Genomic DNA, 23,405 nt, shown 5'->3' with positions numbered 1-23,405 from the left:
ATTCACAGCTCTCCTTTTGCCGGTTTGTCAAGATAGCCCTGCAGTATGAATACTGCAGCCATCTTATCTATTACGGCTTTGCGTTTTTTACGTGACACATCAGCTTCAAGTAAGGTCCGTTCTGCTCCAACAGTACTCAAGCGTTCATCCCACATGATTATTTTAACACTTGGTATATGATTCGCAAGCATTTCACTAAAATGTAATGATCGCTCTCCGCTTTCCCCGATGGAGTTGTTCATATTTTTGGGCAGGCCGACGACCACTGATGATACATCATGCTCTTCTACGATCCGGGCAATTTCTTCCAGTCCGTATTTCCCCTTGTCATAATCGATCTTCAGGGTGGTCAGACCCTGCGCCGTCCAGCCGAATGCATCACTGATCGCAACACCTATCGTCTTCGTCCCGACATCCAGACCCAGCACTTTAGTCATTTATTTCACTGTCGACATAAGTCCTGACCAGCACTTCGATGATTTCATCACGATCGACGTGGCGGATCTGATTCCTCGCTTCATTCTGGCGGGGGATGTATGCAGGATCTCCGCTCTGAAGGTAGCCGACCAGCTGATTGACCGGATTATAATCCCTTTCCTCCAAAGTTTTGTAAACGTTGGTCAGTATCTCTTTGACATGTTTCGCCCGGGATTCATCTACATTGAATTGTACAGTCTCATCAAATTGTCCCACACAAGCACTCCTAACTCCCTATTGATTTGTCCCCATTATATCACTTAAGCCCCCATTAAGTTAGTTATTAATATACTCGTTAACAAACTGTAATGCTTTTGTTAAATTGGCAGGCTTGGTGCCGCCGCCCTGGGCCATATCCGGCCGGCCGCCACCTTTTCCGCCGACGCGTTCAGCCATGCCTTTCATGATGTCCCCGGCTTTGAACTTATCCGTCAGGTCCTTCGGCACGGTGACGACGAGTGAGACTTTTCCATCCGACGCGCTGCCGAGCGCGATGACGGCATCCTGGTTGGCCGATTTCACATCATCCATGACCGACCGGAGTTCCTTTGCGTTCTTCGCATCGACTTCAGTTGCGATCAGCTCGACACCGCCCACTTCCTGCTTGATGTCTTTGAGATCCGACAATTTCTCCTTCGCTGAAGCGGACTTCAGTTCCTTGATCTCCTGCTTCAATGCAGCTCTTTCATCATACAGCTGGGTGATTTTCTTGGTGATGTTCTCTTCTTTGACTTTAAGGCTGGATGCCACTTCCCCAATCAGCTTCTCTTTTTCCTTGTAGTATTCGACGGCATATCTGCTCGTGACCGCCTCGATCCTGCGGATGCCGGCGCCGATGCCTGTTTCGGAAACGATTTTGAAAAGCCCGATATCCGCGGTATTACGGACGTGGATACCGCCGCACAGTTCAACGGAGTATTCTTCCATATCGACGACACGCACGACATCCCCGTATTTTTCACCGAATAAAGCCATCGCACCCTTTTCCCTTGCCTCTTCTATCGGCATTTCGGAAATTCTCACGTCGAGGCCTTCGTATATCCTTTCGTTCACCGCATCTTCAATCGTCCTGATCTCCTCTTCGGTCAAAGGGTTCAGGTGGGAGAAGTCGAAACGGAGTCGCTCCGCTTCAACAAGTGAACCGGCCTGGTTGGCATGCTCACCGACCGCATCCTTTAATGCCTGATGCATCAAATGCGTTGCAGAGTGGTTTTTGATAATGAATCTGCGCTTTTCCTCATTGACATGCAGGCGGTATCTCTCCCCTGCTTCGACGGCGCCGCTCACGACCCTTGCGATATGGACGTTTTGGTTGTTCGGCCCCTTGTAGACCCCTTCGACATGAATTTCCGCCGTATCATTTTTGATCACGCCGGTATCTGCGATCTGACCGCCGCTCACCGCGTAAAACGGTGTCCTGTCGAAGATGAGTTCAACGGTTTCTTCACCGTCATACGAATCGAGCGCCTCGTCATCCTTTACGATCAGAAGGAGTTCCGCCTCTTCATTCATCGAGCTGTAGCCCGTAAAAGTGCTCGGTTTGGTGAAGTTTGCCAGTGTTTTGGACTGGACCTGCATTGATTCGCCCGCTTTGCGTGCACTCCTTGCACGTTCCCTCTGCTTCTTCATCTCTTCCATGAATCCTTCTTCATCGACGGTGAGGCCGTCATTCTCTGCATATTCCTTGGTGAGTTCATAAGGGAACCCGTATGTGTCATACAGCTTGAATGCATCTTCGCCTGAAATGACGCCTGTAGTGTCTTTTACGGATGCTCTGAATGACTCATAAATGCGGATGCCTTCATCCAGAGTGGACAGGAAGCGTTCCTCCTCTTTCCTCACGACCTCCTTGATGAAGTCGCTCTTCTCCTTGACGTTCGGGTAAAAGTCTTCCATGATATCCGCCACCGTATCGACAAGCGAGAACATGAACGCTTCATTGATGCCGAGCTCTTTTGAAAATCTGACGGCGCGGCGCAGCAGGCGGCGGAGCACATAACCCCGGCCTTCATTCGACGGCAGGGCACCGTCCGCAATCGCAAAGCTGACCGTCCTGATATGGTCACTGATCACTTTGAACGCAGCATCCCGGGCATCATCTTCACCGTATGTTTTTCCTGACACCTCTTCGATTTTTTTAATCAGCGGTGTGAAGAGGTCCGTATCAAAGTTCGTCGGCACGTTCTGGACGATGCTCGCCATCCTCTCGAGCCCCATGCCGGTATCGATGTTCTTCTTCGGCAGCGGTGTATAGCTGCCGTCACTGTTATGGTTGAATTCACTGAATACGAGGTTCCATATTTCAAGATACCTTTCATTTTCGCCGCCCGGATACATCTCTTCTGCAGGTGCGCCGTATTCATAATCCGGACCGCGGTCGTAAAAGATTTCACTGTTCGGTCCGCACGGGCCTTCGCCGATGTCCCAGAAGTTGCCTTCTATCCTTATGATGCGGTCTTCACTCAGACCGATTTCGTCGCGCCATATATTGTACGCATCCATGTCTTCAGGATGGACGGTGATATACAAGAGGGATTCATCCAGTGCCATCCACTCCTCGCTGGTCAAAAATTCCCATGCGAGCGCGATGGATTCCTTTTTAAAGTAATCCCCGATCGAGAAATTACCGAGCATCTCGAAAAATGTATGGTGCCTTGCAGTGAAGCCCACATTTTCAATATCATTTGTCCGTATGGATTTCTGCGCATTCACAATCCTCGGGTTCTCAGGCGTGATCCGCCCGTCAAAGTATTTCTTCAGCGTGGCGACGCCGGAGTTGATCCACAGCAGTGAATCATCATCGATCGGTACGAGCGGTGCGCTCGGTTCCACCATATGGTCTTTCCCTTTGAAAAATTCAATGAATAAATCCCTGATTTCGTTGCCGGTTAATTTTTTCATGACATTCACTCCTCAATTTAAATAAAAAAAGCCCCTATATTAAATATAGGGACGAAATATTCCGCGGTACCACCCAGGTTATGGCAAGGCCATCACTCTAAATATTTTTACCTGCCGGGGTGCAGCACGTATATATGCGTATCATTGTTCTCACCGGCCACAATGTCTCTGTCAAATACCGCATATACACTCGATCACTCCGACTTTGATCGTTAATGATAATGATTATAAATTTTAATCGGTGCACTGTCAAATAAAATCGTAGGGTGTCTTCTCCACGTTGATCATCGCAGGGATTTTAAAGAGGTTCTCCTCTGTCAAATATCCGGGGCTTTCATCTTTTTCAGGGGCTTCATCCGCCCCGCCGGGAGTTCTGACATTAAACTTGGCATGCAGTGCATCGACCAGCGTCGTATGCCGGGTGATGCCCTCATTATCCAGCGCATCATAGAAGGCATTCTCATCCCCGCACAGGATCAGTGACTCCTTCGCCCGCGTGATGCCGGTGTATATGATGTTTTTGATCAGCATATGCCTGTAGCTCTTGACCAGCGGCATGATGACGATCGGATATTCGCTGCCCTGCGCCTTATGGATGCTCGTACAGTAGGCATGGGCGAGCTCGCTTAAATCTTTGCGCTCGTAGGCGATATGCTTGCCGTCGTAATCGACGATCACCATATCCTTCTCCGCCTGCCCGTCCTCGTCTTTAAGTATGATCTCGTCGATGATCCCTGAGTCACCGTTGAAGATGTTGTCTTCGCGGCGGTTGATCAGCTGCAGCACCTTATCCCCCGTGCGGAAGTGGATATCGCCGAATTTGATCTCCCTTTTCCCATCGTCGAGGGGGTTCAATATTTCCTGGAGCACCTGGTTGAGCTTGTTGATGCCGGCATTACCGCGGTAGATCGGTGCAAGCACCTGGATGTCCCGCATATCATAACCCTTATCCACGGCACGGCTCACGATATTGTCCACCAGTCCGGAAATCTGGGAGATGTTTGCCGTTATGAACACCCGGTCCTTGAATTTCTGCCGGATATCAATCGGCTGTTCCTCCTTGATGTCATGGGCGAGCTTGATGATGGATGAACCTTCACCCTGCCGGTAGATCTTGGTGAGCTCCGTCACCTTGATGACATCCGATTCGATCAGATCGTTGAAGACCTTTCCCGGCCCGACGGAAGGGAGCTGATCCCGGTCGCCGACGAATACGAGCCTCGTCTCACTCGGCACATTTCTGAGCAGCTGGTAGAACAACCATGTGTCCACCATCGACATCTCGTCGATGATGATCATCTTTGCATTCAGCTCTATATCCAGGAAATCATCTTTTTCCGTATCCTGCCCCCAGCCGATGAGGCGGTGGATTGTCGAGGCTTCGATTCCCGTCGATTCGCTCAGGCGTTTTGCCGCGCGCCCCGTCGGGGCCACCAGTTTGATCGGATATTCGCCTTCATCATATTCCTCGAAATCTTCGAAACCTTCAAGGGCATGATAACAGCCGATGATTCCTTTGACGATTGTCGTCTTGCCGGTGCCGGGCCCCCCGGTGATGATGGAGATTTTTTCATTCACAGCACTGTGGATCGCAGAAATCTGCTCCTCATTATATGTGATGCGTTCATTTCGTTCGATCTCTTCCAGCTCACCGTCGACTTCTTCCTCATCAAACGGATCGTCCGCCGAAAAGTTCAAAATACGGTGGATTTCAACCGCCGATTTATGCTCGGCATAGAAGATCGTCGGCAGGTATATCCTGTCTTCGAATACGACGATCTTTTCATCTTCCTTAAGCTCGGTGAGCACACCGTCGATATCCCGATCTTCAAACTGGTCACGGCCGTTGTACTCAAGGAGCCGCTTCAGCTCGACATTCAGGATATCACGGTCTATATAAGTATGCCCCGTGGAGAGCGTGATGTCCTCGACGATGTATAACAGCCCCGCCTTCAGCCGGCCGAGGTCGTTCGGCATGATGCCCTGTGCAAGCGCGATCTTATCCGCGGTATTGAAACCGACGCCGTCGATGTCCGCCACCATCCTGTAAGGTGACTGTTCGAGGATTTTGAGCGTATGGTCACCGTAATGTCTCAGGATCTTCGCGCTCATCCTGGCGCCGAATCCGAGTTCATTCAGCCGTATGATGATCTCCTCGGTCTTTTTATTCTCCAGAATGGTGTGATGGATCATGTCGATTTTGGCTTTTGACAGGCCGCCGACCGACTTCAATGCGTTTTTATCGTCGGATATGATCTCAAGGGCATCAGACCCGAGTGTATCCACTATTTTTTTGGCAGTCTTCAAACCGATGCCCTTGAAGGTATCACTTGCCAAATACTGGATCACACCCTCATCCGTCTTCGGGAGTTCGAGTTTGAACTGTGTGGCGTTGAACTGCTCGCCGAACCTTGCGTGGTTCTTGATGGTGCCGGAGAACCTGTACGTCTCCCCCTCGGTTATATCATGGAAGTAACCGGTGACGATGGCGTCAAAAACGAAGTTGGTGTTCGTTTCATCTATGTTGACTTTCAATACAAAAAAGCGTGTTTTTTCGCTTTGAAAAATGACACGCTCGACTTCACCGATAATATATTTCTCATCGTAAATTGACGACTGTTCCATCCTGATCACCGCCGTTTAAAATATACTACTCTGAAATCTTCTTCAATGCATGGTGGGCAAGATGATGATCTTCCTGCACCTCGACCGCTTTCTCGAAATGGGTCCTCGCGGCAGCCTTATCATCATCCCGCACCAGCTTGAGGAGGCCGAGGTTATACTCGGCGTCTGCATGCGGGGTGCTTTCTGCAACCTGCGTCAACAGCTTCTCCGCCGGGTCGAACAAGTTCAGCTGACAGCACAAAAGGCCGTACTGGAAGTTCGTCTCGATATCCTCCGGCCTTGCCTGATGCGCCACTTCGAAGAACTGCAGCGCCCTTCCCGGCTCATCCATATGCACATAGCTCATGGCAAGCATGAAATTCAGGTCCGCATCCTCCGGATTCCTGCTGTAGGCGAGCAGATACAGTCTGACCGCCTCCTCATAACGCTCATGGTTGAAATAAATGTTGGCCAGGCTGTAGAAAGCGCTCGTGCTCTGCGGATTCAGGTCGATGGCCTTCTGAAGGAACTTTTCAGCCTCTTCGTCACGCCCGAGCCGGTGGAGCAGATTCCCGCCGTTTATATAATGAACTTCTTCGTCAGGCGCTTCTTCTATGGAGTCGAAAATGAGCTGCAGTGCTGCTTCCGTGTCCCCTTTTTTCAGGGTCTCTTCGTACGGCAGGCTCATCCCAGATACTCCAATACTTTTTCTTCGTTGTAGACCGTGTCGATCGTCGCACCGCCAAGGCATACATCGCCGTCATACAAAACGACGGCCTGTCCCGGTGTCACAGCCCTCGCCGGGCCGTCAAAGACGACTTCGATTGTGCCGTCATCATTTTTATGGACAGTGACAGGAACGTCTTTCTGCCTGTACCTGAATTTTGCCGTACAGTCGAAAGTATCTCCGACGTCATTGATGAAATTCACGTCGGATGCGGTGAGCCTGGTGGAATAAAGGGATTCGTTCTCATACTGTGAAACGACGTACAATTCATTCTCCTTAAGGTTCTTGCCTGCGACGAAATAAGGCCCGCCTTCGCCGCCGATGCCGAGTCCCTGGCGCTGGCCGATCGTGTAATACATCAGCCCGTCATGCGACCCCATGTCTTCACCCGTATCCAGGTTGATCATGCGTCCCGGATTTGCAGGGAGATAGCCGCTCAGGAATTCCTTGAAGTCACGTTCACCGATGAAACAGATGCCGGTCGAATCTTTTTTATCTTTCGTTGCGAGGTCATATTCATGCGCAAGGGCCCGCACTTCCGACTTCTCCATATGGCCGAGCGGGAACATGACTTTCGAGAGCTGATCTTTAGACAGCTGATTCAGGAAGTATGTCTGGTCTTTATTGTTGTCGACACCGCGGAGCATCGTGACGGAATCACCGTCATGCTCGACCCTTGCATAATGACCGGTTGCGACATAGTCGGCGCCGAGCTTCATCGCATGGTCTAAAAACGCCTTGAACTTGATTTCTTTGTTGCACATCACGTCCGGGTTCGGTGTGCGTCCTTTTTCGTATTCTTCCAGGAAATATTTGAACACCCTGTCATAATATTCCCTTTCAAAGTTGACTGAATAGTAAGGGATGCCGATCTGCTCGGCGACCAGCCTTACATCTTCGTAGTCTTCCGTCGCCGTACATACGCCGAACTCATCCGTGTCGTCCCAGTTCTTCATGAATATGCCGATGACATTATAGCCCTGCTCTTTTAACAGCTGTGCGGTCACGGAGGAGTCGACACCTCCACTCATGCCGACGACAACCGTCGTTTTTGATGGATCCATTCAAAACATTCCTTTCTTAATTCAAATCTCTAATTTCCATATAGTCTTTCATATATCGCTTTTAGCTGGCTGACAATCTCCAAAATATCCTCTTCCTCCATCAAGTGGGAGAAACTGAAGCGGATGGATTTCAAGGCCCTTTCCTCATCACCATACATTGCTTGTATGACGTGTGACGGCTGCACCGTGCCGGCGTTGCAGGCCGAGCCTGCCGAAACGTATACCCCCGTCATATCAAGGGCAGTGAGCAGGAATTCCGCCTCGCTCCACGGAAAGTGCAGATTCACTATGTGGCTCGCCTGGCGGTTGACATCGCCATTCACTTCAAATGGGATCTCTTCTGCGGTGAGCTCATTGAGGAACCGTTCCTTCAGCTGCATCTCCTTTAAGCTTCTTGCAGCCCGTTTAGAATCCGCCTTCTCCATAGCGAGTGCCAGCGCTTCAACCCACATGGTGTTTTCCGTCCCCGCCCGCCTTGACAACTCGTGGGAGCCGCCGGTGATCTGGGCGGACAGCTTCGTCCCTTCCCTTAAATAGAGCATGCCGATGCCTTTCGGGCCGTATATCTTGTGTCCGCTCAACGTCAGCATGTCCGCCCCCAGAGCATGGACATTAACTTCCATATGGCCGAATGCCTGGACGGCATCGATGTGGAAGAGCGCCTGGTGATCCTTGAGCACTTTGGCAATTTCATATACAGGCTGTATGCTGCCTGTCTCATTATTGACGAGCATGATGGATACGAGCACTGTATTGCTCTGCAGGCTTTTCTTCAGATCATCGACGTCTATCAGTCCGTTTTCGGAAGCTTTGAGGAAAGTGACATCATACTGTTCACTTAAATCCTGATACGTCGTCCTGACGGAGGCATGTTCAATGTCAGTCGTGATCATATGCGGCTTTTCATGCCGGCCCGCCGTGCCTTTGATCGCGAGGTTGTTCGCTTCGGTCGCACCGCTTGTGATGATGATTTCTTTAGGTTTCGCATTGATTGATTCTGCAATGCGGGTGCGGTGGGCCTGAAGCTTCGCTTTAGCATCCTTGCCGACCCGGTGGATGCTTGACGGATTGCCGAAGACATCTGCGCCGGCCATGACTTTTTCCATTATTTCCTTGTCGAACGGTGTCGTCGATGCATAGTCGACATATACTGACATTTCATTCACCCTTAACCACTTTAAATTATTAACTAATATATTTTAACATGTTTCAATGTAAATTTATAATGTTTGAAACCAATTGTTCGCGAAAATAGGCATTCATTTGTACAATTTCATATAGACACCACAAAACAGGAGATGAAAGAATGCCTAAAAAGTTGAATATTTCAGCACTGAACCTCGTTCCCGTAAGGGCGGGGACCAATGCCTCACAGGCGATTGAAGATATGGTCGACCTCGCCGAACATATCGACGGCTCCAATTATCAAAGGTACTGGATATCCGAACACCATAATATGACATCCATCGCATCATCTGCAACAAGAATACTCATCAAGCACATTCTGGAGAACACGGAACACCTCCGGGTCGGGAGCGGCGGTGTGATGCTGCCGAACCACTCACCGCTGATCGTGGCGGAGGAGTTCGGTACGATGCATGCCATATACGGCGACCGCCTCGATATCGGCCTCGGACGGGCGCCGGGCACGGATATGGCGACTGCCAATGCCATCAGGCGGAGCAACCATGACGGCGTGTTTTCATTCAAAAGTGAAATCGAAGAGCTGAAAAGATACCTGTCGTCCGTGCCGACCCATGTCATCGCCTACCCCGGGAAGGGCACGGAAATCCCGTTGTACATTCTCGGATCATCGACGGATTCTGCGCATATCGCAGCGGAACTCGGCCTGCCGTATGCATTCGCCGCGCATTTTGCCCCGGCCCAGATGGAAAATGCCTTTAAAATCTATGAGGAGAATTTCAAGCCGTCGAATCAGCTTGATGCGCCTTACAAAATGGCGAGTCTGAATGTGATCATGGCGGATACAAATGAAGAGGCGGAATTCATCAAGACCACCCACTACCTCAATATACTGAACCTGATCAGGAACACCCGCGGACAACTGCCGAAACCGGTTGAAAATATGGAGGACAGATGGTCCCCGAGGGAGGAGCAGGCAGTGAAGACGCAGTTCCCGATCGCTTTTTCAGGGGATAAGAAAAAGGCGATGGAAGAACTCAGGCTGTTCCAGAGCCAGTTCAACGTTGATGAAATCATGGCCGTATCCTATATTTACGATATGAATGACCTTAAGAAATCGTACGACCTGTTCGAGGAACTGGTCGGGGAATATAATGGATGACACTATGCCGGGCAGGTCTGCCCGGTATTTTTTTCTGCCGCATATACCAGATTGACTTTCTTTATTTTGAACCTGCTTATTTTGTATTATAAAACGACATTCAGGGTATAATAATCGTTAGAGAAAAAGGAGGAAGGAAAGAAAGTATGAAGAAAAATTCAAAAGTATCGTGTGAAGGTCAGACCGGCGAAGAGCCGGATGATTTAAAGGCGCATGACTGCAGTGTACAGGCGGTGGAGCGCTTATGATTACAGCCTTGCTGACACTGCTGCTTGGCATCATCGTCATTCTTGCGATCATTGCAGCCAATGGTTATTTCGTCGCCCAGGAGTTTGCCTATATGTCAGTCGACCGCACGCGGCTCGCCGTCAAGGCTGATAATGGTGATAAAGCAGCCGAGTCTGCGCTGAAAGTGACGAAGCGGACTTCATTCATGCTTTCAGGTGCCCAGCTCGGCATCACCGTCACAGGCCTGATGGTCGGTTATGTTGCCGAACCGCTTGTCGGTCAGAGTCTGGCCACATTGTTCGGTGGTATCGGAGTGCCTGCTGCTGTCAGTATATCCGTCGGCACCATCCTCGCATTGGCAATATCGACGATCGTCCAGATGATTTTCGGCGAATTATATCCAAAGAACCTCGCGATTGCCAACCCCGAACCGTTATCACTTTCTCTTGCCCGTTCAACAAATATTTACCTCGGTGTCTTCGGATGGCTGATTAAAATTTTCGATTACTCGGCCAATGCCCTGCTGAAATTGTTCAGGATCGAGCCTGTCCATGATGTGGACAGCAGTGCAACCGTGCGTGATCTTGAACACATCGTCGCGGATTCCCGTGAAAGCGGTGACCTTCCGAAAGGTCTGTCACTGATGCTTGACCGGATTCTGGATTTCCCGGAACGCGATGTCGAACATGCCATGATTCCCCGTTCAAGAGCAGATTCCGTCGAACCGGATATGACGATCGGAGAAGTGCGTGCTCTGATGGCTGCGGCGCATACCCGCTATCCGGTCATAAACGATGAGGATGAACCCGTCGGTGTCGTGCATCTCGCGGATATACTGGCGACATCACTGGATGAAGATGCCCCCATCAGTGAAATCATGGCACCGCCTGTAGTGGTGCCCACAGTAATGCCCCTGCCCGAAGCAAGGATGCTGATGATTGAATCGGGTGACGATCTCATCTGTGTCATTGACGAGTACGGGGGATTTGCAGGCATTCTGACGACGGAAGACCTCGCAGAGGAAATCGTCGGTGAAATTACCGACGAGCACGATCCGGAACCGGAACAACCTATAGCCGTTCAAGGGGAAGGCATCTGGCAGATGAGCGGAGATGTCCATATTGATGAAGCAGAACGTGAAATAGGATGGGATTTGCCGCGGGGAGATTATGAAACCCTTGCAGGCCTGCTCATCGCCCATCGCGGCGCCCTGCCCGAAATTGATGATACAGTCACGGTCAGACTGCCTGATGATCCTTCGGACCTGGTTTATGACGAACCTGTTGAACGCTACCTGAATGCCCGGGTGATCGAAGTGGAAAGAAGAGTTCCGACACTGGTCCATCTGACCCTGCATAAAACTTCCGGGAACGATGTTTCAGCTTCTGGTGATAATCTGGTGAGGAGGGACTCTAATGACTAATCCATGGATAGTTCTGGCAGCAACAATACTGCTCATTGTTTTAAGCGCATTTTTTGTCATTATAGAATTTGCACTTCTCGGTGCGCGCAGACACAGGCTTGAAGAGGCGGCTGTCAACAGCCGGGGTGCCCGTGCAGCACTGCGCTCTGTGAACGAGCTGACAATCATGCTTGCCGGCGCACAATTGGGAATTACAGCATGTACCTTTGCACTCGGTGCGATCACCAAGCCCGCTGTGGATTCCTGGTTGTCACCTCTGCTTGCTGATATCGGGCTGCCGATCTGGCTCGCAGGCGGCGCCTCATTCTTTTTATCATTGCTGATTGTCACGTTCCTGCATCTGGTGGTCGGTGAAATGGCACCTAAATCATGGGCAATTGCCCATCCTGAACTTTCGGCAACCATAGTCGGCCTGCCTGCACGCGGCTTCATCTGGCTGTTCAGGCCTTTACTGACCTGGGTCAATGAAATCGCAAACCGTCTCGTAAAAGCATCCGGTGTCGAACCAGTAGACAGCGCCGCAGTCGGGGGGCAGGATGCTGCAACCCTCCGTTACCTTGTCGAACATTCCGCTAATGTCGGTGCGCTTGACGCTTCATTCCGGACCCCGATTTCCGGTGCACTTGAACTGGAAACATTGAAAGTCGACGATCTGGTTACGGCAGACAGTGATCCAACATCCGTGAAATCAGACGCCACAGCCCATGATATTCAAAAGGCGACGGAGTCCACGGGCCATAAACGGATCCTGGTCATCGACGATGATAAAGCAACACCCGGTATAGTGCATGTACGTGATACATTGCTTGAACCGCCGGGCCGGGCCGTCAAGGATCTCTCCCGCCCCGCATTCGTCCTGCAGAGCGGCACACTCGTCCATGAGGCCCTCACAACAATGAGGAAGTCCAGCGAGCAATTTGCCGTCATCATGGACGGTTCCGATTTCATCGGGATCGTCACCATCAATGATATTCTGGATAAGATCCTCCCGCGGGTGACCGACCGAAGATCAGAATCGCGCTCAAAATAAATGAAATTGAACAAAACCAAAAAAGCACTGCCTGATATCTTCAGGCAGTGCTTTTTTATTCACTCATCCATATCCGCAACGACGGTCAGCTGGTAATCGATCAATATCACCGAACGGACGGCAGGACCCTCTCCCCCGCCTTTCGTTATCGGACCGACATAATGGCTCACGGATGAATCTTCCACACCGTAGGATTCAAGCGGACGGTTCAGTTCAAACACCTCGTGAAGTTTATCCTCATCCACTTCCTCCGGCTGCCTGCCGCTGACTGAAGGAACGCCGATGGCATTGATGCCGCCTTCTGCATTCCTTCTTTCAATCAGGTGAGCGAAAGTGAACGGCTCCCCGTCCTGATGCAGGCAGTCCGGGGAGGATACTGCACGCTCCCCTTCTTCATCCACTTCCAATTTGACGAAGTGCACCCCGACATGTATCGGCATGATCATATCCTCTTCGCCCCAGAAAGTTTCTTCATAGTCTGCCATGATGATCTTCTTAAGCAGCGTATTTTCGAGGATGTGCGGGTCGATCGCATGGAATTCACGGTAGGAGCCGGGGTGTTCCGGATTGAATTTCCCCTGGAAATAGGCGGCATACTCCCGGCCGTCCCTCACCACATTCGGCAGCCACTCGATGTTTTTTGAAGCCGGCAGCACGAGCGCACGTGAATATCTCCTGTACCGGTTCAGCTCAGGGGCGTAGTCATCGACCGGCAGATATTCAAAGTACTCAAGCAGCGCCTTATAATCCTCTTCAATGCCTTTATAATTCAAGGCGTCCATATAATCATAAATTGCATAACCTTTATTTTTCAACTGACTCATCATCATCGTTCCTTTGCATTATGTTCTCAATAAATCATTCTAACATAAAATGAGAATTGCATTCAGAACGGCCGGTCATAAAAAAAGACAGGCGGAAGCCGCCTGTCATTTCGTATAGATTTCGAGCTCTTCATGCTCGACATTCCGTATTTTCTTCAAATCGTTCAGGATGCCGCTGACATCCTTCTGATCGCACAGCGTCATGACACTTGGTCCAGCACCGCTGATGACGGTCGCATAGGCGCCGTTTTTCAGGGCACTGTCCTTGATGTCATCGAATTCCTTGATGAGCGGCCGGCGGTAGATTTCATGAAACTGATCCTTCATCATCAGCCTGCCCATATCGATGTATTCTTTGTTGAATAAAGAGAACAGCATGACGTTGTTGATGGCATTCTGGTTCACCGCGGTCTGCCTGTCATATGAATCCGGCAGCGCCCGCCTTGCTTCATTCGTGTTGATCATATAATTCGGCACGGAGACGATCAGTGAAAAATCGATGTCATCCAGTACATGGTAGTAGAGCTCACCGTGGTTGTAATAACCGACGAAGACCCCGCCCGTGATGCACGGGCCGATATTGTCCGGATGGCCTTCGATATCACACCCGAGCATGATTTTATCATGGTCGGTCAAATTCAAATCACAGAAGTAGGCAGCCAGTTCAATGCCTGCGACGATTGCGGACGATGAACTGCCGAGCCCGTGTGCGAGCGGTATTTCACTATCCATCTCCACCGTCACCGGCGGCATCTCCTTATTGTATTTCAGGGCGATGCTTTTCGCGGTGGAGATGACGAGGTTGTCCTCGCCCGGCGGCAGCACTTTCAGTTCGGGGTTCAGGAACTCTATTTTGAAAGCTTCACTTGGATAAGCTTTGATCTTTAAAAACTTTGTGACGGCAACACCGATGGAATCAAAACCCAGGCCGAGGTTTGCGCTCGTGGCCGGGATTTTTAGATTAATTTGCTTCATCGTCGTTCAGACTTTCGATATATTCCGTGATCACCGTTTCATCGTTCGGCAGCACTTTCGGCTGCACCGCCGCTTCGTCGACTGCAGTCTGCGGGTCTTTCAATCCGTTGCCTGTAAGGATCGTGACGACCGTGCTGCCCTTTTCCACACGCCCTTCGGACACTGCCTTGATCAGTCCTGCTATGCTTGCGTTGGAACCCGGTTCTGCGAAGAGCCCCTCTTTCCTTGCAAGCCTTGAATATGCTTCCAGTATTTCATCATCGGTCACGGAATCGATGAGGCCGCCGGATTCGTCCCGTGCCGCCGTTGCGAGGTGCCAGCTTGTCGGATTGCCGATCCTGATGGCGGTGCCGACTGTTTCCGGGTTCTCAATCACTTTATCTTTCGTGATCGCCGCCGAGCCTTCCGCTTCGTAGCCGAACATTTTAGGAAGCTTCGAACCCTTCTTCTCATGATACTCCTTGAACCCTTTCCAGTAGGCGGAGATGTTGCCGGCATTGCCGACCGGTATGAACAGGTAGTCCGGCGCCTCATCCAGTGCGTCCACGATTTCAAATGCGGACGTCTTCTGGCATTCGATCCTGTAGGGGTTGACCGAGTTGACGAGCGTGACACCTTCATTGTTTTCCGCGACTTTGCGGACGATCTTCAGTGCATCGTCGAAGTTGCCCTGGATGGAGACGATCTTCGCACCGTACACGATGGCCTGGGCGATCTTGCCGAGCGCCACCTTGCCTTCAGGGATGACCACGATCGTATTCATCCCGAGCCTTGATGCATATGCTGCAGCGGAGGCGGAAGTGTTGCCGGTCGATGCACAGATCACCGTATGTGCCCCCTCCTCTTTCGCTTTGGCGACAGCAAGGACCATGCCGCGGTCCTTGAACGAGCCTGTAGGGTTCAGCCCTTCGAATTTCGCAAATACGTTGATGCCGTATTCCTCGCTGAACGAGTTCAGTGGGATGAGCGGCGTGTTGCCTTCCTGCAGTGACAATGCAGGTGTCGCATCAGTCACCGGCAGATATTCTTTGAATTCCTCCAATAAACCTTTCCAGTAGGCCATCTCACTCATCTCCAATAACAGGGTATTTGGCTTTTACATCGAGCCCTTCCAATGCGTCTTGCAGCTGGTCGATGTTCAGCTTCGCCGTCACGGCGACGACGGATTCGTGTGCAGTGTTCAATTTATAGTCGACTTTCCCATCAAGCGCTTTTTTGACATCCGCCTCGGAATCGCCAAAACGCAGGTAGTACTGGTATTCGACCGCTTTGTTCTTTATCACTGCATCTTCTGCCGGCTGGAAGTTGCCGTTCGCCGGCTGTGTCAGTACATGGATCAGATCGGACACGACGGCGCTCGCAGTCTCGAGGCTCCCCGCACCGGGACCGTAGTACATCGTCTCGCCCACCGCATTGCCGTTGACGTAAACGGCATTCTTCTCATAATTGACGGATGCGAGCTGATGGTCCGCTTTCAGGAATATCGGCTCGACGCTTGCACTGATGCTGTCGTCGTATTTGCTGATGCCGACGAGCTTCATGATGTAGCCGAGGTCCTTCGCGATCTGTATATCCGCCGCATCGACGTTCGAGATGCCCGTGCTCGGCACGTCTTTGATATCCACTTTCCTGTTGAAGGCGAGCCTCGAAAGCAGAACGATCTTCCTCAGTGCATCGATGCCTTCCACATCATTGGTCGGATCGGCTTCTGCGTAACCTTTCGCCTTCGCATCATCGAGTGCATCTTCATAAGACCAGCCGTCGACAGTCATCTTCGTCAGTATATAGTTGGTCGTTCCGTTCAGTATGCCCATCACTTCGGATATCTGATTTGCATTCAATGAATTTTCGATCGTCCTGATGATCGGGACGCCGCCTGCGACGGCCGCTTCATAATTCAGATGGACATTGTTTTTATTTGCAGCTTCAGTGAGGTCGTCGATCTTCTCAGCAAGCAGGTCTTTATTTGCGGTGACGATATGGATTCCGTTATTCAGCAGCTCCATCATAATGTCATATGTATGGTCGATTCCGCCCATCACTTCTATGGCCGCATCGATGTCCGCGTTGTAAATGTCATTGATATCATCCGTGATCTCAATGCCGGAAAGGTCCACATCACGTGCTTTATCGACATTTTTGGCGAACACGTGGGTGATTTTGATCTCTTCACCGGTCAATGACTCTATCTTTTCTTTGTTGGTGTTCAATACTTTGACGACACCAGTTCCTACGGTGCCCATTCCTAAGACAGCAATTTTCATAACTAGAATCCTCCAATTAAATACTTATAGATACTCATATTAGATTGAAAAGTTTAAAAATTCAAGATAATATTGTCTTAATCTACACATTTTCTTTTATTTCGTGTATTATTAAGTCTAAATTTCTATAAAAGGGTGTCAGCCAAGTGAAAGTAGCAAAATTCGGTGGCAGTTCATTGTCATCATCCAACCAACTGAAAAAAGTATCAAATATCATCCAGAATGATCCGGATATCGGTGCAGTGGTCGTCAGTGCACCTGGACGGCGTTTTGACGATGACATCAAAGTGACGGATCTGCTCATCGCGCTTCATGCGAATAAAATCACCGGGCTTCCGTATAATGAGGCGCTCGATGCGATTTTAAGCAGGTATGAGGAAATCATCACCGGCCTCGGCATCGACCTTGCCATGCTGGAGAAATTCAGGAACACGATCCTCTCATACCTCCAGAACATCAGTGATAATGCAAGGCTCCTTGATGCATTGAAATCATGCGGTGAGGACTTCAATGCCCAGATGCTTGCAGAATATCTGACGGCCGAAGGTACGCCTGCGAAATATTATTCGCCGGAGGAAGCCGGAATCTATGTCACCGATGAGGCAAGCAATGCGCATCTGCTGAACGAGTCATACGAAAACATCGCCAGATTGAAGGATGCTGAAGAAGTCATCGTCATACCGGGATTCTTCGGCATGTCTAAAAATGGCAATATCGTCACGTTCCCGAGGGGCGGATCCGATATTTCCGGTGCGATCGTGGCACGCGGCCTGGATGCGGAAATCTATGAAAACTATACAGATCAGAGCCATATCTATTCGGCACATCCCGGCTTCATCGAGAACCCGCATGCAATCGAGGAGCTGACTTACCGTGAAATGCGGGAGCTCTCCTACTCTGGGTTCGGCATCTTCCATGATGAGGCGCTCGAGCCGCTGTATCAGGTGGAGATACCGGTGATGATCAAAAATACGAATGCACCGCATATCGAAGGTACAAAAATTGTGGCAAAGCGTGAGCTCCTGAAAGACATCCCGGTGATCGGCATCAGCTGTGATGTGGGCTTCACCGCGATCTCCGTCAAGGACTATCTGATGAACCGCCAGGTCGGCTATATGAGGAAGCTTCTGCAGATATTTGAAAACCACCGGGTATCCGTGGAACATATGCCATCGGGCATCGATAACATCTCGATCATCGTCCGCAACAGGAACCTCGACGGCAGCAACAAGATCGAGCAGATCACAGAGGACATCAATGACCAGCTAGAGCCGGAAAAGGTGGAAACCGAAGGCGATCTCGCCCTCCTTGTCATCGTCGGTGAAGGCATGGAGTATACCGTCGGCCTTGCCAATAAGGCGACCAAGGCACTGACTGAAAACGGCATCAACATCAGGATGATGAACCAGGGTGCTTCGGAGTCGAGCATGGTCTTCGCAGTGAAGATGAGTGATTACCAGAAGGCGCTGAACGCGGTCTACAATGAATACTTCAGAAACGTAAATTAAAAAGAGGCCCAAGGGCCTCTTTTTTGTATGTCCGGTATTCAAAACCTGCCTGATTTGAAAATCGAGTACAACAGGCCGAGGAACAGGAATACGGCGAGCACAAAACCGATCTCGATCGCAGGTATTTGCCAGATCACCGTCGTCTGGCCCGCGATTGCGGCACCGACGATCAGACCGACCATTATGATGCTGAAGGACAGGAGGACGATGCTGAACGACAGCCGGTTGCCGATCCGGTCCATCCTTCTGAACAATTCATCAAAACGGCGTAAAGACAGCTGCACCGGCAGCTTTTTATCCCTGAGGGATTCTGAGAATATCCTCAAGTTGTCCGTGACGTCCACAGCGGTGTCACCTACGTCCTGTAAATTGCTGTAGGCCCGGGATGCTATGTTCCTTGGATCGTACTTTTCCCTGACGAGCAGCCGGCCGAAAGGTTCTGCAACATCAATGATGCTGAAATCCGGATCCAGGCTGCTGACCACACTTTCAAGGGTCATGATCGATTTCCCCAGGATGGTGAAATCCTGCGGCAGACCGATACGGTGTTTATTGGCAATATGGAAGATATCCTGCACCGCTTCACCGAGATTCACATCTCCGAGGGGGACTTCGTAATACTTATCCCTGATCTTCTCGGCATCGCGGTTCAGGACGGTCATATCGACGCTCTGGGGCACGATGCCCATTTTGGTGATTGCCCGGACGACAGCGGATGCATCCTTCCTCATCATGCCGATCAGGAGCGTGCCGAAGTTATATTTCATCTCGCTCGACAGCCTGCCGACCATGCCGAAGTCCATGAAGGTGATGCTGCCGTCTTCAAGCACGCTGACATTCCCGGGATGCGGATCCCCGTGGAAGAACCCTTCGACGATGATCTGATGGAACATGGCATCCGACAGCTTTTCAGCCAATGCTTTCCGGGAGAAACCCTTGTCTTCAAGTTCATCGTGGTGGTTGATCGGTATGCCGTCGATATATTCCATGACCAGCACATTCTTTGTGGATAGTTCCCTGACCATCTCAGGAATCTTGATGCTGTCATCATTTTCAAACTGCTTGCGTATCTTATCCGCATTATTGGCTTCGATCGTATAGTCGAGCTCATCCAGGATCGCTTCTGAAAATTCCTCGATCATATCCTTCAGATGATACCGTTTCGCCCACTCCATACGCTGCTCAGCCAAGGTCGCGAGATGATGGAGTATTTCAAGGTCGTTGCGCATCGTCTTCTCGATGCCCGGACGCTGGACTTTCACCGCAACGATCTGGCCCTCCACGGTCTGGGCCTTGTGGACCTGGCCCGTCGAAGCCGAACCGAGCGGCTTTTCATCCATATTCAAAAAGACATCTTCAGTCTTCACGCCGAGTGACTCTTCAATCACCCTTGTCACCTCTTCAAAGCTGAACGGCGGGACATCACTCTGCAGCTTTTCAAGCTCTTCGATGATGTCTTTTGGAATCAGGTCCGGGCGGGTGCTCGCAATCTGGCCGAGTTTGATGAACGTCGGCCCCATCTCCTCGATGAACAGACGGACCCGCTCTCCCCTTGATTTCTCCTCAACACTTTTCTGCTGCCTCAGGATGATGCGCTTCGGCAGGCTCAAAAGCTCGTCCAGGCCGAGTTCCTCTACCAGGAAGCCGAATCCCGCATATGAGAAGTTTATGGCGATTTCCCTGTAACGGTTGATGTATTCGATACGTTTTTTTATTATCATATAAAAACTCCAGAATAATTATTTATATATGGAACATATAGTCATCGAGACCCTCACCGTCATAATCGATCATGTCCTTAAGCGTCGTATGGTCCAGCACATCGCTGATTGCATCCCTAATCCTGCCCCAGAGGAACCTCTCATTCTTGCCGTCCTTTTCATCACTTTCAACTGCGACGATATTTTCCTCTACACTTTTGAAAATCTGGCCAACAGTGATTTCTTCGGGCGGATGGTTCAATTCATAACCGCCGTATGCACCTCTTGTACTCTTCACCAGATTCTCCTTCTTCAAACTGGCAACGATCTGCTCCAGGTAGAGATCACTGATCCCGCGCTCCGTTGCCACGGATTTGACACTTCTTCTCTGCTCGCCGTAATCCCGGGCAAGCTCGAGCATAAAATATAAACCATATCTTCCACGTGTGGATATTTTCATAATACACCTCAGAATATAAACTTTTTAATAAATCCATTTATGTTGTAATATATTAAATATATCATAATAAAACAGTTGGGTGAAAATATGAGTACACAACCATTGAGTTACCGCATGCGGCCAAGAACGATCGACGAAGTGATTTCACAGGAACATCTGGTGGGCGAAGGCGGCATCATCAGACGCATGGTGGAGGCCAGGCGCCTGACATCCATGATCCTGTACGGACCGCCGGGCATCGGCAAGACAAGCATCGCGAGCGCCATTGCAGGGTCCACGAAATATATGTTCAGGACATTGAACGCAGTTTCAAATACGAAAAAAGATATGCAGCAGATTGTGGAAGAAGGGAAAATGAGCGGCACGGTCATCCTCCTGCTGGATGAAATCCACCGTCTGGATAAGGCCAAGCAGGATTTCCTTCTGCCGCACCTCGAGAAAGGTACGATCATCCTGATCGGCGCCACGACTTCCAACCCTTACCATGCCATCAATCCGGCCATCAGGTCGAGGTCACAGATATTCGAGCTCGATTCCCTGGACCAGGACGATATCAGGCTCGCCCTCACAAGAGCCATCGCAGATGAGGAACGCGGGCTCGGCAGGATGAGCCTTGAGGTAAATGAGGAAGCGATGGAACACTTCACCTTGTCCGCCCAGGGGGATGTCAGGAGTGCACTGAATGCCTTGGAACTTGCGGCCCTCAGCACAAAACCCGACGGGGATAAAGTCCGCATCACGCTGGATGATGCGAAAGCCTGCATGCAGCAGTCCGCCTTCCTGCATGACAAGGACGGTGACGCACACTATGACGTGATGAGCGCGTTCCAAAAATCGATCAGGGGCAGTGATGTGGACGCGAGCCTGCACTACTTGGCGAGACTGATCGAAGCGGGAGACCTCGTGACGATTGCTCGCCGGATGCTCGTGATCGCCTATGAAGACATCGGACTTGCGAACCCCCAGCTTGCAACAAGGACATTGAATGCCATCATTTCGGCGGAAAGGCTCGGCTTTCCGGAAGCTCGGATACCGCTCGCCAATGCTGCAATCGAACTTGCACTCTCCCCGAAATCGAACAGTGCCTACAAGAGCCTTGACAGTGCAATTGCAGACATTAAGAAAGGAAAGGCCGGCACAGTGCCTAAACATCTGAAAGACGGGCATTATGCAAGTGCCGAAAAGCTCGGCAATGCCGTCGGCTACAAATATCCCCATAACTTTCCAAATAACGTCGTGGCCCAGCAGTATATGCCTGACACCTTAAAGGACAGGCAGTATTTCATCCCTTCGAAGGACACGAAATACGAAGGGCAGCTTGAAGAGATCTACTCGAAGCTCAGGACGATACTCCGCAAATAACGATAGTAAAATTAAAAAAAAATAAACACCGGACGCATTTGCGTCCGGTGCTTATCATCGAAATATCCAAGCTAAGCCGTGTGTATCTGTTGATTATTTTGGCCTGCTAATTGCAGGTGGGTGTCCTGTTTCCAACTCCAAACGTCCTGGCGAACAGGCTTGTTTTTTGAAGGAAAACCTATTGGACTCCCGTTTAAATTGGTGTTAGGTCAAAATATAATTCAACACATCACGAACTTCTCAGATATTTCTATTAAGGACATTATAGCACAGGCCAAAAACTTTGAGAAGCAAAAAGGTTTTTAAAATGAAGTTATCCGCTGAAGACACTCAGACAACAGCCGCAACTGCTGCTCAGCGGCCCTTTTCATAGTGCCTGTATAAGGCACTGTGGTCCTCCTCCTGAACGTCAGGGTCATCCATAAGTTCCGTCATCATCGCTTTCGTCTGCCGTGTGACCGGTAATCTTTCAATTGTCTCTGCATCCACGCTGCCGAATGCATTGTTCAAGTCTTTCACATGCAGTTTCATCTTAAAGCCGGGGTCATACTTTCCAGCGGCCATCTTCGGGAATTTGGTGTCCATCACGGCACTGCCTGCCAGGCCGCCGCTGATTGCATCATAGACCGTGTCCAGGTCAAGATCCAGCGCTTCTGCAAGGGCCACCCCTTCTGAAAGTGCTGCGATGTTGTTGGCGACGATCACCTGATTGACCAGCTTCACGGCATTCCCGGAGCCGACCGGGCCCGTATGCACGATGCCTGCACCCATGCACTCAAGTAGCGGCATGACTTTGCCGATTGCTTCCTCATCACCGCCGGCCATGATTGATAAAGTGCCCTCGATCGCTTTTTCTTCCCCGCCGCTCACCGGTGCATCAATATACTGATGACCGTGTGCGTTGAGCACTTCAGAGACTTCCCTGCTCGTTTCAGGGTTGATGGAGCTCATATCGATCACTGTCGTCCCGGGGTTGAATTTTTCATGGAGGCCGCTTTCCACAATGACTTCCTGCACCTCGGCGGAATCGGGAAGCATGAGTATGATGACTTCCGATTTCTGCGCGACCGCTTCATAATATTCCAAAACTGCTGCACCGTGATGCGACAGTTCATCATTCGTATGATCATTGGAGCTGCTGATATATACGTCATGCCCGCTTTTAAGCAGATTGGCACACATCGGCTTCCCCATGATGCCGAGGCCGATAAATCCGATATTCATTGAACCACTCCTATATTTCGTATTCGGTCACCATTTCCCATTCATGCAGCTCGTAATCCCTCGCACCATTTATAATGTAAGGGTCCTGCTTGACGAGTTTTTCGATTTCTTCCCCGTCCTGCCCCTTGTATATCACAAGTCCACCGGCGCCGTCCGTAAAGCGCCCGTTCATCACCACCACATCTTTTTCCCTCAGGCCATCAAGGAATTTCAAATGTTCCTCCCTGTGGATGCTGCTCTTTTCTTCGTCCAGCATCGATAAGAAAACTGCAAAATATTTCATCTCGGCTCCACTCCGTTTTTTATTTAATGATATCAAATTTTTTGAA

At 50.4% G+C, this 23,405-nt stretch carries 20 protein-coding genes and 1 other RNA gene; 5 read left to right on the top strand and 16 right to left on the bottom strand.

The window, feature by feature from the left end:
- Nucleotides 1–2: 2 nt before the first annotated feature.
- The 7 genes from ruvX to LPW40_RS02080 all read right to left on the bottom strand — a co-directional run bounded on the left by ruvX (nucleotide 3) and on the right by LPW40_RS02080 (nucleotide 8,930).
- Complete coding sequence (gene ruvX / locus LPW40_RS02110) at nucleotides 3–437, bottom strand: Holliday junction resolvase RuvX (RefSeq protein ID WP_230820582.1); 435 nt, start codon at nucleotides 435–437, stop codon at nucleotides 3–5.
- Nucleotides 430–693, bottom strand: coding sequence for an IreB family regulatory phosphoprotein (locus LPW40_RS02105; RefSeq protein ID WP_097038639.1), 264 nt, complete (start codon nucleotides 691–693; stop codon nucleotides 430–432). Before LPW40_RS02105 ends, ruvX begins: the two co-directional genes overlap by 8 nt.
- Nucleotides 694–753: 60 nt before the next feature.
- Nucleotides 754–3,378 (bottom strand): alanine--tRNA ligase, encoded by a 2,625-nt coding sequence (gene alaS, locus LPW40_RS02100; protein WP_230820581.1) that lies wholly within the window; start codon nucleotides 3,376–3,378, stop codon nucleotides 754–756.
- Nucleotides 3,379–3,627: 249 nt separating this feature from the next.
- Nucleotides 3,628–6,003 carry an SF1B family DNA helicase RecD2 gene (recD2, locus tag LPW40_RS02095; RefSeq protein WP_230820580.1) on the bottom strand — a complete coding sequence of 792 codons (2,376 nt, stop codon included), beginning with the start codon at nucleotides 6,001–6,003 and terminating at the stop codon, nucleotides 3,628–3,630.
- Nucleotides 6,004–6,028: 25 nt separating this feature from the next.
- The gene (locus tag LPW40_RS02090) at nucleotides 6,029–6,670 is read right to left on the bottom strand and encodes a tetratricopeptide repeat protein (RefSeq protein ID WP_230820579.1); all 642 of its coding nucleotides are present in this window, start codon (nucleotides 6,668–6,670) and stop codon (nucleotides 6,029–6,031) included.
- Entirely contained in the window at nucleotides 6,667–7,773 is a 1,107-nt protein-coding gene (gene mnmA, locus LPW40_RS02085; protein WP_230820578.1) for a tRNA 2-thiouridine(34) synthase MnmA, read from the bottom strand. The genes LPW40_RS02090 and mnmA overlap by 4 nt, the downstream gene beginning before the upstream one ends.
- Before the next feature lie 29 nt (nucleotides 7,774–7,802).
- Entirely contained in the window at nucleotides 7,803–8,930 is a 1,128-nt protein-coding gene (locus tag LPW40_RS02080; RefSeq protein ID WP_230820577.1) for a cysteine desulfurase family protein, read from the bottom strand.
- A gap of 149 nt (nucleotides 8,931–9,079) precedes the next feature.
- Here LPW40_RS02080 and LPW40_RS02075 point away from each other — a divergent pair, with 149 nt between their 5' ends.
- The 3 genes from LPW40_RS02075 to LPW40_RS02065 all read left to right on the top strand — a co-directional run bounded on the left by LPW40_RS02075 (nucleotide 9,080) and on the right by LPW40_RS02065 (nucleotide 12,759).
- Nucleotides 9,080–10,078 carry an LLM class flavin-dependent oxidoreductase gene (locus LPW40_RS02075; protein ID WP_230820576.1) on the top strand — a complete coding sequence of 333 codons (999 nt, stop codon included), beginning with the start codon at nucleotides 9,080–9,082 and terminating at the stop codon, nucleotides 10,076–10,078.
- Between the two features lie 244 nt (nucleotides 10,079–10,322).
- Nucleotides 10,323–11,729: a hemolysin family protein gene (locus tag LPW40_RS02070; RefSeq protein WP_230820575.1), complete on the top strand. Its 1,407-nt coding sequence runs from the start codon at nucleotides 10,323–10,325 to the stop codon at nucleotides 11,727–11,729.
- A complete protein-coding gene (locus LPW40_RS02065) occupies nucleotides 11,722–12,759 on the top strand; it encodes a hemolysin family protein (RefSeq protein ID WP_230820574.1) in 1,038 nt (345 codons plus the stop codon). The genes LPW40_RS02070 and LPW40_RS02065 overlap by 8 nt, the downstream gene beginning before the upstream one ends.
- A 59-nt stretch (nucleotides 12,760–12,818) precedes the next feature.
- Here the strand turns inward: LPW40_RS02065 and LPW40_RS02060 are convergent, their stop codons facing one another.
- The 4 genes from LPW40_RS02060 to LPW40_RS02045 all read right to left on the bottom strand — a co-directional run bounded on the left by LPW40_RS02060 (nucleotide 12,819) and on the right by LPW40_RS02045 (nucleotide 16,822).
- On the bottom strand, nucleotides 12,819–13,583 hold the full coding sequence (locus LPW40_RS02060; RefSeq protein WP_230820573.1) for a 2OG-Fe dioxygenase family protein: 765 nt from the start codon (nucleotides 13,581–13,583) through the stop codon (nucleotides 12,819–12,821).
- Between the two features lie 105 nt (nucleotides 13,584–13,688).
- Nucleotides 13,689–14,558 carry a homoserine kinase gene (gene thrB, locus LPW40_RS02055; RefSeq protein WP_230820572.1) on the bottom strand — a complete coding sequence of 290 codons (870 nt, stop codon included), beginning with the start codon at nucleotides 14,556–14,558 and terminating at the stop codon, nucleotides 13,689–13,691.
- A complete protein-coding gene (gene thrC, locus LPW40_RS02050; RefSeq protein ID WP_230820571.1) occupies nucleotides 14,545–15,621 on the bottom strand; it encodes a threonine synthase in 1,077 nt (358 codons plus the stop codon). The genes thrB and thrC overlap by 14 nt, the downstream gene beginning before the upstream one ends.
- A 1-nt stretch (nucleotide 15,622) precedes the next feature.
- Nucleotides 15,623–16,822, bottom strand: coding sequence for a homoserine dehydrogenase (locus LPW40_RS02045; protein ID WP_230820570.1), 1,200 nt, complete (start codon nucleotides 16,820–16,822; stop codon nucleotides 15,623–15,625).
- A gap of 146 nt (nucleotides 16,823–16,968) precedes the next feature.
- On the opposite strand from LPW40_RS02045, the gene LPW40_RS02040 reads away from it, so the two are divergent.
- Entirely contained in the window at nucleotides 16,969–18,330 is a 1,362-nt protein-coding gene (locus LPW40_RS02040) for an aspartate kinase (RefSeq protein ID WP_230820569.1), read from the top strand.
- A 38-nt stretch (nucleotides 18,331–18,368) separates the two neighbouring features.
- Here LPW40_RS02040 and LPW40_RS02035 read toward each other — a convergent pair whose 3' ends face one another.
- Entirely contained in the window at nucleotides 18,369–20,051 is a 1,683-nt protein-coding gene (locus tag LPW40_RS02035; protein ID WP_230820568.1) for an ABC1 kinase family protein, read from the bottom strand.
- 22 nt (nucleotides 20,052–20,073) lie between these two features.
- Nucleotides 20,074–20,490, bottom strand: coding sequence for an RrF2 family transcriptional regulator (locus LPW40_RS02030; RefSeq protein WP_230820567.1), 417 nt, complete (start codon nucleotides 20,488–20,490; stop codon nucleotides 20,074–20,076).
- Nucleotides 20,491–20,577: 87 nt separating this feature from the next.
- On the opposite strand from LPW40_RS02030, the gene LPW40_RS02025 reads away from it, so the two are divergent.
- The gene (locus LPW40_RS02025; protein ID WP_230820566.1) at nucleotides 20,578–21,852 is read left to right on the top strand and encodes a replication-associated recombination protein A; all 1,275 of its coding nucleotides are present in this window, start codon (nucleotides 20,578–20,580) and stop codon (nucleotides 21,850–21,852) included.
- Between the two features lie 59 nt (nucleotides 21,853–21,911).
- Here LPW40_RS02025 and ssrS read toward each other — a convergent pair.
- From ssrS to LPW40_RS02010, 3 genes are all read right to left on the bottom strand, one after another.
- Nucleotides 21,912–22,102: non-coding RNA, 6S RNA (gene ssrS, locus LPW40_RS02020), on the bottom strand.
- 104 nt (nucleotides 22,103–22,206) lie between these two features.
- Complete coding sequence (locus LPW40_RS02015; protein WP_230820565.1) at nucleotides 22,207–23,076, bottom strand: NAD(P)-binding domain-containing protein; 870 nt, start codon at nucleotides 23,074–23,076, stop codon at nucleotides 22,207–22,209.
- Nucleotides 23,077–23,086: 10 nt separating this feature from the next.
- The gene (locus tag LPW40_RS02010; protein ID WP_230820564.1) at nucleotides 23,087–23,359 is read right to left on the bottom strand and encodes a YciI family protein; all 273 of its coding nucleotides are present in this window, start codon (nucleotides 23,357–23,359) and stop codon (nucleotides 23,087–23,089) included.
- Nucleotides 23,360–23,405: the final 46 nt, after the last annotated feature.

The sequence above is a fragment of the Salinicoccus halitifaciens genome, assembly GCF_021026095.1.
Lineage (GTDB): Bacteria > Bacillota > Bacilli > Staphylococcales > Salinicoccaceae > Lacicoccus > Lacicoccus halitifaciens.
The sequence above is the reverse complement of the archived record's forward strand: the minus strand, read 5'-3'. Positions and strand labels throughout refer to the sequence as shown.